The 13,179-nt window shown below is 37.5% G+C and carries 11 protein-coding genes, 2 pseudogenes and 1 other annotated feature; of the genes and pseudogenes, 7 read left to right on the top strand and 6 right to left on the bottom strand.

What is annotated here, in order from left to right; translation table 11 throughout:
- Positions 1 to 473: 473 nt before the first annotated feature.
- Positions 474 to 694 (top strand) — a binding site (T-box leader).
- 172 nt (positions 695 to 866) lie between these two features.
- From FFM71_RS11680 to FFM71_RS11670, 3 genes are read left to right on the top strand one after another with little or no spacing between them, the layout of a single operon-like run.
- Complete coding sequence (locus tag FFM71_RS11680; RefSeq protein ID WP_137612330.1) at positions 867 to 1,520, top strand: amino acid ABC transporter permease; 654 nt, start codon at positions 867 to 869, stop codon at positions 1,518 to 1,520.
- 12 nt (positions 1,521 to 1,532) lie between these two features.
- Positions 1,533 to 2,171: an amino acid ABC transporter ATP-binding protein gene (locus FFM71_RS11675; protein ID WP_137612329.1), complete on the top strand. Its 639-nt coding sequence runs from the start codon at positions 1,533 to 1,535 to the stop codon at positions 2,169 to 2,171.
- A 20-nt stretch (positions 2,172 to 2,191) separates the two neighbouring features.
- Positions 2,192 to 3,046, top strand: coding sequence for an amino acid ABC transporter substrate-binding protein (locus tag FFM71_RS11670; RefSeq protein WP_137612328.1), 855 nt, complete (start codon positions 2,192 to 2,194; stop codon positions 3,044 to 3,046).
- A gap of 315 nt (positions 3,047 to 3,361) precedes the next feature.
- Here the strand turns inward: FFM71_RS11670 and FFM71_RS13690 are convergent.
- Positions 3,362 to 4,285 (bottom strand): annotated as a pseudogene (locus FFM71_RS13690) (ADP-ribosylglycohydrolase family protein).
- 459 nt (positions 4,286 to 4,744) lie between these two features.
- Here FFM71_RS13690 and FFM71_RS11655 point away from each other — a divergent pair.
- Together FFM71_RS11655 and FFM71_RS11650 are read left to right on the top strand one after the other, a co-directional pair.
- Positions 4,745 to 5,218, top strand: coding sequence for a nucleoside 2-deoxyribosyltransferase (locus FFM71_RS11655; protein ID WP_137612325.1), 474 nt, complete (start codon positions 4,745 to 4,747; stop codon positions 5,216 to 5,218).
- A 10-nt stretch (positions 5,219 to 5,228) separates the two neighbouring features.
- Positions 5,229 to 5,780, top strand: coding sequence for a TetR/AcrR family transcriptional regulator (locus tag FFM71_RS11650; protein ID WP_137612324.1), 552 nt, complete (start codon positions 5,229 to 5,231; stop codon positions 5,778 to 5,780).
- Positions 5,781 to 6,236: 456 nt separating this feature from the next.
- Here FFM71_RS11650 and FFM71_RS11645 read toward each other — a convergent pair whose 3' ends face one another.
- Positions 6,237 to 6,515, bottom strand: coding sequence for an aldo/keto reductase (locus tag FFM71_RS11645; protein WP_223876542.1), 279 nt, complete (start codon positions 6,513 to 6,515; stop codon positions 6,237 to 6,239).
- A 142-nt stretch (positions 6,516 to 6,657) separates the two neighbouring features.
- Between FFM71_RS11645 and FFM71_RS13685 the strand changes: the two are divergent.
- Positions 6,658 to 6,800 (top strand): annotated as a pseudogene (locus FFM71_RS13685) (ATP-binding cassette domain-containing protein); the annotation flags it as partial.
- Positions 6,801 to 6,888: 88 nt separating this feature from the next.
- Complete coding sequence (locus FFM71_RS11635) at positions 6,889 to 8,064, top strand: CynX/NimT family MFS transporter (RefSeq protein ID WP_137612322.1); 1,176 nt, start codon at positions 6,889 to 6,891, stop codon at positions 8,062 to 8,064.
- 439 nt (positions 8,065 to 8,503) lie between these two features.
- Here FFM71_RS11635 and FFM71_RS11630 read toward each other — a convergent pair whose 3' ends face one another.
- The 4 genes from FFM71_RS11630 to FFM71_RS11615 are packed head-to-tail and all read right to left on the bottom strand — an operon-like array spanning position 8,504 to position 13,163.
- Positions 8,504 to 9,775 (bottom strand): PTS galactitol transporter subunit IIC, encoded by a 1,272-nt coding sequence (locus FFM71_RS11630; RefSeq protein WP_137612321.1) that lies wholly within the window; start codon positions 9,773 to 9,775, stop codon positions 8,504 to 8,506.
- A gap of 16 nt (positions 9,776 to 9,791) precedes the next feature.
- Entirely contained in the window at positions 9,792 to 10,793 is a 1,002-nt protein-coding gene (locus tag FFM71_RS11625) for a 2-hydroxyacid dehydrogenase (protein ID WP_137612320.1), read from the bottom strand.
- A gap of 27 nt (positions 10,794 to 10,820) precedes the next feature.
- Positions 10,821 to 11,582 (bottom strand): SDR family NAD(P)-dependent oxidoreductase, encoded by a 762-nt coding sequence (locus FFM71_RS11620; protein ID WP_137612319.1) that lies wholly within the window; start codon positions 11,580 to 11,582, stop codon positions 10,821 to 10,823.
- Between the two features lie 18 nt (positions 11,583 to 11,600).
- Positions 11,601 to 13,163, bottom strand: a complete 1,563-nt coding sequence (locus FFM71_RS11615) for an FGGY-family carbohydrate kinase (protein WP_223876541.1) — start codon at positions 13,161 to 13,163, stop codon at positions 11,601 to 11,603.
- Between the last annotated feature and the right edge of the window lie 16 nt (positions 13,164 to 13,179).

Raw genomic sequence — 13,179 nt, 5'->3', positions numbered from 1 at the left:
ACGATTTTTTGTGTGAATATGAAACGAATCCAACAATTGTTAAAGGAAAAAAGCAAAGAAAATAAGTAAATAATAGAAAAAATGGCACGCTAATTGGTTGAAAACATCAATTAACGTGCCATTTTTGAATTCCATGAATCCTTATTAAAAAAATACTATAGTTTTTCAGCAGCCTCGTCTCGCGCCTCGATTTTGAGCTTCGCACGGTTCGCGAATCTCAAAATACGTCAGTGGTGTAAGAGCAGAAAAACACTGCTCTAACGCCACTTTCATGGCATTTGGACCCCCTCGTTCCCTCCGGCTAGTTTTTTTTGGGAATTCAGATGTTTAACGTCCTAAACGATTCAATTACATAAAAATAAAATAGACATCACAGCCCACAAACCCAATAGCCAGAGACCTGCCAAAAATAAAAAAGTCTTGACTTTAGTTTTAATAGGTCGTACGATAACTTCAACATTTTAAAACAAATATAAAAAACGACGACAGAAGAGTAGTTGAGTAAATCAGTCCAGAGAGTCAACGGTGGTGTGAGTTGACCTGATCCTTGATGAAACACATCTGTAAGTTGAATGATTGAAACAAGTAGGTCATTTCGGTAGCCCCGTTACAGCTGAAGTTATTGTAACTTCATGAGTCTAGTATCGTGAGATATTAGTAACCAGAGGTGGTACCGCGAATATTCGCCCTCTTAGTCTTTTTGACTAAGAGGGCTTTTTTGTTTATTTGCAATCCTTTTACAATGACTTTCTGAGGTCAGTATCGTGAGATATTGACAAACTCGAGGTGGAACCACGTCAAGACGTCCTCTAGCATATTTGCTAGTGGACGTCTTTTTTTATATTTAACAAAGGGGAGAAAAAATTATGATGAATTATATCTTTGAGATTTTACCGTCATTATTGAGCGGTACAGCAATGACATTAAAAGTTTTCTTTTGGACGATCATTTGTTCGTTGCCATTAGGGGTCTTAGTATCACTCGGACGTAGTTCCAAATTTAAACCACTCAGTTGGTTGTTATCATTCTATATTTGGGTCATGCGTGGAACTCCATTACTTTTGCAATTAATTTTCGTATTTTACGGATTACCAAATATGCCATTCGTACATATCGTTTTTGAAAGATATGACGCCGCACTCTTCGCCTTTATTTTGAACTACACGGCCTACTTTGCAGAAATTTTCCGTGGTGGTTTTGGAACCATCAACAAAGGTCAATTCGAAGGTGCCAAGGTTCTTGGTTTAAACTACTGGCAAACAATTAGAAAAATCATTATTCCTCAAGTTGTCAAAATTGTCCTTCCTTCAATTGGTAATGAAGTCATCAACTTGGTCAAGGATTCATCTTTAGTTTATGTTATTGGATTGGGTGACTTGTTGCGAGCCGGAAATATCGCCAGTTCACGTGATGTGACCTTACTTCCATTAGTCTTAGTTGGTATCATCTACTTATTATTAACTTTGATCTGTACATGGGCTTTGAAAGTCTTAGAAAAACGCTTCAGCTATTACCGTTAGGAGAGAGAAAATATGTTGAAATTAGAGAATATTACCAAAAGTTTTGATGGCAAAACCATCTTAGACAATTTAAATCTTGAAGTTAAGGATAACTCAATCCTTAGTATCGTTGGCCCTAGTGGTGCTGGTAAAACAACTCTCTTACGTTGTATTGCCGGACTTGAACGAGTTGACTCAGGGACATTTACTTTAAATGACAAGACATTTGACCCCTTCGATGAATCAGTCAAAGAACGTGTCGTCGGCGTTGTTTTCCAAGATTTCAATCTCTTCCCTCATCTATCTGTAATGGAAAACGTGGCTTTGGCACCTGAAATGGTACTCAAACAGGACAAGAAAACTGCTGAAAAAAACGTCTCAGATATACTAGCTCAACTCGGCCTAACTAGCCTTAAAAATCAATATCCATTCGAATTATCTGGCGGTCAAAAACAACGTGTTGCTATCGCTCGAGCTTTAGCAATGAAACCAGAAATTCTCTGCTACGATGAACCAACTTCAGCGTTAGATCCAAGTTTGCGAGATACCGTTGCTCAAGTTATTCTTGATCTAAAAAATACTGGCATCACGCAGATCGTCATTACCCATGATCCCGATTTTGCCAAAAAGATTGCTGAGCAATTACTTGAAGTTAAACCATTAAACGATTAATTCATAGGGGGATTAATAATATGAAGAAAAAGATATTTATATTCTTAAGTTTATTAGCCTTCTTCAGTCTGACTCTAGCAGGTTGTGGCAATAGTCAAAAGTCCGTTGCTCAAGAGGCTAATACGACTGACACTTGGGCACATATCAAGAAAAGAGGCCGTGTTATCATTGGCCTTGATGATACCTTTGTTCCCATGGGATTTCGTGAGAAAGATGGTAAATTGGTCGGTTATGATATTGATTTAGCCAAAGCCGTCTTCAAACAATATGGCATCAAAGCAGATTTTCAACCAATCGACTGGAATATGAAGGAAACGGAATTACGTAATCGAACAATTGACTTAATTTGGAACGGTTATACCATTACACCTGCTCGCCAAAAGCAACTGTTATTTTCCAGACCTTATATGGCCAACCGCCAAGTCTTAGTAACTAAAACTGCCGAAAATATCACCAGTTTCAAGGGGATGCAGGGCAAAACATTAGGAGCACAAACTAGTTCTTCAGGTGCCAGCCTTCTAGATGAAAAACCAACCATGTTGAAAGACTACATCAAGGGCAAAACACCCGTTCTTTACGATTCATTCAATAATGCGTTGATGGACCTCGATGCCAACCGAATCCAAGGACTCTTAATCGACAGTGTTTACGCCGGTTATTACATCAGCAAAGAAAAGGATTCTGCTTCATATCGTGTGACTCGCGGCGGTTTCGATGGTGAAGACTTTGCCGTCGGTATGAGAAAAGGTGACAAAACTCTGAAGTCGAAAATTGATAAAGGTTTACAAAAATTAGCCAATACTGGCGAACTACAAAGAATCAATAAGAAATGGTTTGGAAATTCTGACAATTCACTGATTCAACCCGAAAAGTAGAATTTTTATATTTGCTGTTTATTGCCTCCAGATAAACATTTTTTAATCAAATCTCTATATATGTTCAATGCAAAAAGGTCAGTTAACATATAATTACAGATTAATACTTAGCCTCCGGTTGGGAGTGATTTTCACCAGCTATGGAGGTGGAGTTAGGGCTTTAGCCCTTACTCCACAGGACGACTTTTGAGACGCGGCCTTCGGCTCAAAAGCGAGGTTCGAGACCGCCCCTCAGGCTCGGACCGGTCCTCATAGCAGGTGAAAAATCACTCCCAACCGAAGGCGGCATCCTTCAATACCCAAAAAAAGAAGCTTCTAGACTAATGCTCTAGAGGCTTCTTTTTCAGCGAATCGATCAATAATTGAGCTTAAAAGTTCAGGATTTCGCAACTGACCTTTCCACTCATCATTAACGTGATCATTTAAATTTTCACAACTGCTGATTGTTGCAGTAATACTGGCAATTGTGTCGGTATCGTCACCCAAATTGGCGGCAAGAATAATAGCTTTATCAATGCTGGTACTGGCCAAAACGCTCCATGTACTGGCTAACAATGTATCAACTACATAACCTGTAGATTTAATATCCCTACGTAAGGTCATGCCAAAATTATTTTTAAACATTTCATCATATTGAGGTAATTCAGCCAACTCGTCTGGCCGATTTCATAAAGCCTGATGCAACTGCTCTGGTAAATAATTCAAAATAGCTCTGAGAGCACGTCCATTCAATAATCCATGTAAAATTTCTAAATAAATATAGCTACCAACGATTGCTCTTGGATGTCGATGCGTTAAACAAGTATATTCATATGTTACTTGAAGCCGTTTATTCAAATTCGTCTCATCAACCAAATGAATTGCCAGGGGCGCTAAGCGCATCAAAGCACCATTGCCGTTGGACTCCACACTGGGATCTCCACACTCCAAAGCAGGATAGTGATTAATTGACCAATTTCTGACAGCCTTAGCACAAGCACTCCCAATACCAAACGCTAAATTGTCAGGCGTATACTCATTGTGAAACATGTAATCTTCGAACTTTTGCATTAATTGATCATAACTGCCATTTTCGCTCAAATTTTCTAACAACGGCAAAGTAAATGATGTATCATCTGACCAGCTTCCTTTGGGTTGCTCCCACGCCCCTCCTGATGTCATTGAATCAATGTAATAAGAATCACGCTTAGAAAATTCGACTGGAACCCCCAGTGCATCACCAACCACACCGGCATACAAAATATTTTCTATCTGACGTTTTTGCAATTACGCTCACCCCCATTTAAAAAACTGAGACTAAATTATTCATCTAGTCTCAGCCTAAGTTTAGTCTTCTACTTTAAGAATACTACACAACTTTTTCCCATCTATAAGCACGTTTAATCCTAAAAAATTAATAAAGCTAAAGCCAAAAGAATGCCAAACATAGCTAGCAAACTTACCTTCAACTTATCATCGCGAATATTTCGCAAATTTTTATTCATAAGCATATGCCTCCGTGCCTACAAAAGTTATATCATCTATATCAAAAAATGAAAAGGCTTTTTCTGAAATCTTAATTTTATTTTTTTGATTATATTTTTGTATAAATTGCCAATTACCGGGAAAAATATCCGGTATAGAAATAATATTACGAGCATTTTACGAACATTTCAGTATAATTAAAGTATAAATATAAAGGAGTTCACACATACACCTATGGAAAAAAAGAATCGTGTCTATTTAGCAGGTCCATTTTTTAGTGAACATCAAATCAAGCGTCTTGATGAAATTCAAAGTCTTTTAGAAGCCAATACAACTATCGGGGACATTTTCCGTCCCGGCAAAGATGAATATAATGATGCTGAGTTTGGATCATTTGAATGGCAAACTGCCGTTTACAAACATGATATTAATAATATTAATGTTTCAGATGTTGTGGTCGCAATGTTAGACTATAAAATAGAAGAAAACGAACTAGAACCCGACTCAGGAACGATGTGGGAATGTGGCTATGCGATAGCTAACAACGTTCCAGTTATCGGTGTTAGAAATATGACAGATGAACCTTTAAATTTGATGCTTGCCGGTAGTTTAACAGCATTTTTCAATGGTCACGACAACATACAAAAAATTAAAGATTACAATTTCAACACACTCATGACACACTACGAAAACGTCAAGGTACTTTAGGAGGAACAACATGTCACAAGTAACACAACGAACAGAAAAATCAATCATCACAGCAATGGTTTCTTTATTGCAGAAAAAACCATTCGAAAAAATCACTGTCGGTGATATTTGTGACGAAGCGTTGATCAACCACAGTACTTTTTACCGCTATTTCAACGATAAATATGCTTTGTTACACGCAGTATTCTCATATCTATTAGATGATTTGCTCAATAACACGTCGAACGCCAAGACTGTTGTCTATCAAATCGCCGATTTCATGGAAAAGAATAGCAGCTTCATTCACCATATTTCACCCCAATATCAAACCAAGGCGAACCTTTACCCTGAATTCCGCAGTATCTTGCAAGATATTGTTAAAACAAAGAGCAAGGACCCTGCGAGTCAAAATGACCCTTTGATCAAGATGATTACTGAATCGGATTCCCCAGAATTAATGATCAGCTTTATTGTTGGTGGTTTAATTGGATTGGTCGAGTATCTTGAAGATAACGACTTCAATGTTTCGCGTGATAAATTTATTGAGTTTACTGCTAATTTCTTTGAACGCTGGTCTAATTAGGGGGGACGCCTCCGGCTAATTTAACTTATATTTGCCTTTATTATTAGTCAGTGAATTCTTATACAAAATAAAAAAGCTTAGGAAAATTTCCCAAGCTTTTTTATTTGGCATTATTTTGATTTGTATAACTAAAGGTTGAAAGGTGAAAAAATGATATAAACATTGCTGTGACAGTCCTTAATTCAATTTATTTAAATAGTGAATGATTACAATCGGACGTTCTTATTTTAAAAAAACTAGTTGGAAGAGCTAAAAGTATTCATTTGCCGCGAAAGTGGCGTTAGGACTTTAGTCCTTACACCACCGGGCGTGTTGGAGACTTACCGGTTCGAGGTTCGGCTTCAAACAACCTAAGATTAGTTCTGGGTGGAGATTCGAAACCGCCTTTTGGCTCGAATCGTACCGCGCAGCATATGAATACTTTTAGCTCTGGAAACGGCATAATGTATCAAACTTTCAACCTTCAGTTGTATAAGTAGTTGATTTTTCCAAAAATTCTTCATTATCAGGATCAGCACCAACACGTTGATCACTGTCCAATGTAGCAATTTTGGTCATTTCATCAGCTGTTAAGTCAAAGTGATAATCGAACAAGTCAATATTTTCCTTGATACGACTTTCGTGAGTTGACTTAGGGATAACAATTTCAACACGTTGAATGTGCCAACGCAAAATAATTTGAGCGGGTGATTTATGATACTTATCAGCACGTTCTTTAATAACAGGATTATCCACAACCTTGTTCAAACCAACTTGGGGAAATCATGACGCCGTTTGCTAATTCGATATAATGTATATAAATCATTTAAAGATTTCAATTAATTATTTTACAGAAAATTAACTGTTTATTTACATAGCTTTGTTAATCTTAAATAGAGAGAAAGTTGGTTTAGAGAACTTTGCTTTAGAGAGATGTTCTGAATTGAGTGGTGGTCAAAAGCAACGTGTTGGATAGTACGTTCTTTAATTCAACATCCTAAGGTCATCCTATGTGATGAACCAATTGCTTCATTGGATCCAGCCTTCTTTTTCTGTCTTGAATTCCATTTGGCACACCGCTTTATGAGGTTTACAATTGTAATATTGTGTTTATTTCAAGGAGGGAAAAATGTCATCAGCAAAAATTAACAAGAAATGGTTTCTGCTTAGCATGATGCTAGTTGCAGCAAACTTGCGACTACCTATTACTATCATTCCGCCACTTTTAGCCACCATTGAAAAGAGCCTTGGTATTCCCAAATCATTGGCTGGCTTGATTACATCGATTCCACTAATTACCTTTGCCATTATTTCACCCATTATCGTTAAAGTTGCCAAAAAACTTGGTAATGAATTAACGATTTTTGTTTTCTTTATTATTCTAATTTTAGGTAGTTACTTGCGGATTATCCCTACAATTTGGGCTTTGATGCTGGGAACATTTTTGGCCGGTGTGGGTATCGACAGTGGAAATGTTCTCGTGCCTGCTATAATCAAAGATCACTTACCTCAACAGATTCCTTTGGGGACTAGTCTTTACACGATGTCGATGCTATTAATCGGTGCCATTGGAACGGCCTTATCAGGAATTTTAATTACGAAAGTCAATTTACAAACGACCCTGGCAATTTTATCGGCCGTAGCCATTCTTGCATTGATTTTTTGGATTCCAAATTTAAAATACAATCATCGAGAAACTACTACTCAACATAAATCAAATTACCGTAGTGTTTGGACGCAAAATTTAGGTTGGCTGATTACTGCGTTTTTCGGCTTGCAATCAATCGTCTATTACTCGTTTATCACTTGGTTGCCTTCAGTGTTGGAAAGTCACAATATCAGCATTATTTTTGCCAGTAACCTTCTGACATTGTTACAGTTGAGTGGTTTACCTTGTTCATTCATCGTGCCATTCTTGTCTATAAAAAAGCATGGTATGAGAACACTATTAATTATGCTATTCATTGGTTATGCCATTGCTCCACTGGGATATTTGGTTTCAACTAACAACGCCGTATTTCTGACAATAGTTACCATTATTACAGGATTCGGTTCTGGTTTGGCATTTAACATGGCCATCATTTTCTTCACTGAAAAAACTACTAATCCATACCAAACAGCCGAAGTTTCCGGTATGGCCCAATCAGCGGGTTACTTATTAGCAGCCGTTGGTCCCGTTTTATTTGGATTTATCGAAAATTCAGTTGGATCTTGGAATGTTGTTATTTTAATTCTGGTTGTCTTGTCAACTTTGTTGGCATTATCTGGAGTACTTGTTGCTCGTCATAAACCCATTGTTGAGTAAAATTTAGCCGTCTCCAGTGCTGAGAATATTTACCCGCTATGCGGACCGATCCGAGCCTGAGAAACGGTCTCGAATCTCGGTTTGAAGCCTTTCCATAGACCGGAAAGTCTCCAAACACGCCCGGTGGTGTAAGAACGGCAAAAATCAGCCGTCCTAACGCCACAACCACAGCGGGAAAATATTCTCAGCCCTTCCGACTAGTTTATCTGTTTTATTAGACAGAATAATTTCTGATAAATTCAGACTTTTTAATTGTATGTAAATTACAGAAAAATGAGTTGTATCACGCTTAAAAAGGATAATTAAGTGTGATACAGCTCATTTTTGATTTCAATATCTAAAGATTGACGCAAAGTTCTTAAAACTGATTGCTGAAATATTTCTATAACCAAATTTACGAAAAAGCCCAAAAGATAAATAAAAACGATGATTTTTTAGTTTAAAACATTCCTTGAACCAATTCAGCTAACTTGATAAATATCCAACCTACCCAAGTTGTTGCTGACCCAACAATATTAGTAATTGCCGTAAAGTTTTTAACTGAACCAATGTTACTCATAACAGCTGCCTTAGTAAATTCTGGTGCAATTGAGGTTCCTGCATAAAATACAACTGTCACAATCAAAATACCAGCTATTAACATTCTAAACATATTTCTCTTACAGAATGGAGCAACAAGTGCAAACAAGAACATTAGTGATGCCAAATCGGCAAATGGTAATACTTTATTTCCCGGTAAAACAAAGGCTAGGATGATTGCAAATGGTAGTAATAACAGGCCAGTTGCAAGAACTGATGGATCATCTATCAATAGCGCAGTATCCATCCCAATAAAGAATTTTCTTTTAGGGAACCATTCTTTCAATTGTGCATCAACACGATCCCGAACCATGACAAGTCCTGATACTAAGACGTCAACCATAATTGGAAGTAAGTACATGGCTGCGGCAATATTAATACCTAATGTAACAACTTTACTTACATCATATCCGGCTAAAATCCCTAAGATAACACCAATAATGGCCCCAAATGATATAGGTTCTCCTAAAGTACCTAAGCGCTTATTAACGGCTTCAGGCTGCAAATTAATTTTATTTAGTCCAGGAATTCTTTCAATAATCCAATCTGCGGCAATACCAAATGGTATCCAAGCTACGCAGGTTAGATGCGGAAACGATATTCCCTTTAGGTCCTTATTTGGAAACTGCTTTTGAATTATCGGTTGAGTCAAATCTGCCACAACCAAAGTAATTGCATAAATAATCCAGTCTGCAATAACGGCAATCCAGAAATTATTAGTTCCTGCATAAATTACAGCTCCTAATAATAAGAAAATCCAAAAATTAAAAATATCAATATCGACCGTTTTAGTAACATTCAATACTAGCATAATAGCATTGATTACTAAAAATCCTATAACCGCAATTGGCATGATTGGTGATCCCCAGCCAATTGTTGAGGCCGTTGCCCAGCCAACATCTGTAACTGTTAAATGTAATCCTAAACGTGCGACCATTGCTTTGGAGGCCGGACCTAGAGCATTTAAAAGCAGATTAATAACCATCGATACACCTGTAAAACCTACTCCAACAAGCATACCGGCCTTAAACGCCTTGGCTGGCTTCATTTTAAAGATGAGGCCTACTATAAAGAAGATAATTGGCATCATGACACTCGCACCTAAAGAAATAATGCTGTTAATTATTGCCATAAGTTACCATTCCCTTCTATTCTTCTATACTTTGTAAAAAGCGACTTACAAATAGTTTTGGCGTATTCTTAAATGCATCAGCTGTAGATCCTGCCAAGTGAGATGTCAATGTGATATTGTCTAACGTCAAGAATGGACTATCCTTTGGCAATGGTTCTTCATCAAATGTGTCAACAGCAGCACCAGCAATTTTATGATTCTTAAGAGCGTCAATTAGAGCACTTTCATCAACTAAGGCCGAGCGTGCTGAATTAATAAAGTACGTGCCTTCACCCATTAAATCAAACATATGTTTATTAATAATATGGTGTGTTTCTTCTGTCGCACGCATATGAATTGAAATAATATCGGCTTGCTTAACCAAATCTTCTAGTTTGTTAACTTTCTTAAATCCTTCCACTGAGTCAACATATGGATCGTAGAAAATAACATTCGCATCCATACCCTTCATGAATTGAGCAACCAAACGACCAATATGACCAAATCCAATAATTCCCATAGTCTTTCCACCGACTTCTGGAATATTATCTTTATTAGGAAAATTCTTTAGCCAAATATCTTTATGCATTGCAGCTGAAGTTCTAGCAATATTACGTGTTTCTGACAAGATCAAACCAACCGTAAATTCGGCGACTGCTCTGGCATTACGACCAGCAGTATTCATCACCTTAATACCCTTGCTTTCTGCATACTCCTTATCTACATTTTCAATTCCACCTCGAAGCACACCGATGTATTTCAAACTCTTAGCTTTATCAATTAGCTTCTTGCCGATTGGTGTAAATTGTGTAATAATAACATCGAATTTATCAATATCTTTCAACAAACTTGGGTCGGTGATTTCGACGGCATCAGCCCCTTGTTGTTCTACTAAAATATTATCGTTTTGTAGTGACTCAACTGAGTCATGACTCCAGTCACGGATTTCAACTTCGAATCCGTGATTTTTTAGTTCTGTCAAACCATTCTCCAACATTTCTGGAGTGATTAAATTATCCCCAAATGCTAAAACCTTCATAATAACAAATCTCCTTTTTTAAAAAAATTAATGCATTAACATACCGCCAGTTAAATCGACTGTTGCACCAGTCATATAAGAATAAATATCTGAAGCGAATAACGTACCCATCTTTGCAACTTCTTCAGGTTCGACAACTCGTCCCATAGGAATACGATTTACATAATAATTTGGATCTTTGTCCAAGTTGGCTTGAATCATTCGTGTATGCATAATACCAATACACAAGTTGATAACATTGATACCGTTTTTCGCCTGTTCACGAGCTAATGAGGCAGCAAATGCAATCAATCCGGCTTTAGAAGCTGCGTAGTGTGAGTGGCCTGTAGTTGAACCATAGTAGGCTGCTTGACTTGTAATATTGATAATGTGTCCGCCATGATTCATTGAATTAGCATCTCTGATGAATTCTTGACTAAGAATAAATGGTGCACGGAGGTTTGTTTCTAGTTGACGATCCCAATCTTTAACGGAAATTTCATCAACATGACCTGTTAACCAAATACCAGCATTATTAACCAATATGTCAATCTTTGATAATTTTTCTTTTGCTTGTTTGAAAAATTCACGGCATCCCATCTCTTGAGATAAATCGGCCTTTATTCCATATGCTTTAACATCAGTTTGCTCAGCAACAAGTTTTTCAGTTTTTTCAGGATGCTCACTTTCACTGTAATAAGTAAAAGCAACATTTACGCCCTCATTAGCTAAGGCAATTACAAATTGTTGTCCCAATCCAGTTGCACCGCCAGTTACAATTGCATTTTTACCTTTTAATCCTAATTCCATAATATTTCCTCCACTTCACTATTTACTTTCTAGAACAGGTTGTTCCAATTCCGTATCTTCCATTGTCTTCCAGGCACCATGCATTCCTTGTAATTCTTCTTTATATAAGGCATATTTCTGTTGATAGATTTTGGCATTGGCCGGATTTGGTTGAATTGTTCTTGAAATTTTTACCATTTTATCAGCCGCAGTTGCAAAATCTGGATAAACACCTGACATAACAGCCGCTGCCATTGATGTACCGAGAGCTCCATTTTCCGAAACATCAACCAATTCAAGCGGACGTTGGAAAACATCTGCAAACATTTGAAGCCAAGTGTTGCTGTTAGTAATGCCTCCGGCAATTCGGATCGGACCACTAATATCTGGGTTTATCGAATTCAATTTCTCACAGTGGGCCATGTGTGCAAAAACAACTCCTTCATAAACTGCTCTTACAAACTCACCAAGGCTAGTTGACTTCGTTGCTCCAACAAAGCCAGCGGTAGCGTTGGCAACTCCAGCATTTGATCCAAAAATGAATGGAAAGAAAATCAATTTACTATCTGCTGGTTCGACACTATTTACTAAGCTAGAGCAATAATCGTAAATCGACATTTTTCCTTCTTTTTTCAGTTCTGCCTTGATTGGACCCATGAATGTATTAATGAACCAAGTTAGATTACTTCCTGACGTAGGACTGGCTTCTGTAATAAGATGATATCCAGGAATTGGATAATCAGAAGTCATGAACAAATCCTTAATAACCTTAATTTCTTTACTAATGTATTGATTAATACTCCAAGTACCAGTAACAATTGATAGATTATTACCTTCTACTAATCCAGTTGATAGTGCACTTGCAGTGATATCAAACAGTCCTCCAGCAACTGGGGTGCCTTCAATCAATCCTGTAGCAGCGGCTGTTTCGGCCGTTATCTGACCACATTCATCATTTGCATTAACCAACTTCGGCATCTTCTTGAGCCAGTTTTTGATTCCAAAGAAATCAAAAACTTTTTCATCGTAATCTTCTGTTTGTTGATTGATCATTGATGTTCCAGAAGCATTTGAAAGCTCAAACCCGGCTTTACCCGTCAACCAGTAACGAACCAAATCAGTAATCATAAATACATACTTAGTCTTTGCATAAACATCTGGCTCATTCTCATCCAACCACTTTAATAATGAAACTGGTTGCGATGCCCAAACCGTTTGATATGTTCTCGGACGTACGATAGTTTCATATTCTGGATCAGCAAGCCATTTATCCACAATTCTATGTGCACGATTATCGGTAGAAATGATACCGTTACGAACGACACTGCCATTTTCTCCCATTAGATATAGGCCATTCCCATGACCAGTACAGGAGATACCTACAATATCATGGGCATCAATTCCAGATTTTTTTAGAGCGCCTCGAATTGCTTCAAAATTGACTTCCTTTAGTTCATTCATATCACGTTCAGTCCAATAATGGTGCGGCGTCAACATTGTAGTGTACGTGGTATGTTTAGCAATTTCGTTACCATTGATATCATAGATAGCAGCTTTACTTGATGTCCCACCGTTATCTATTCCCATTAAATACTTTGTCATGATTGAATCTTCCCTT

The sequence above is a fragment of the Companilactobacillus huachuanensis genome (assembly GCF_005404815.1).
Lineage (GTDB): Bacteria > Bacillota > Bacilli > Lactobacillales > Lactobacillaceae > Companilactobacillus > Companilactobacillus huachuanensis.
This window is presented reverse-complemented; position numbering and strand designations above follow the sequence as displayed.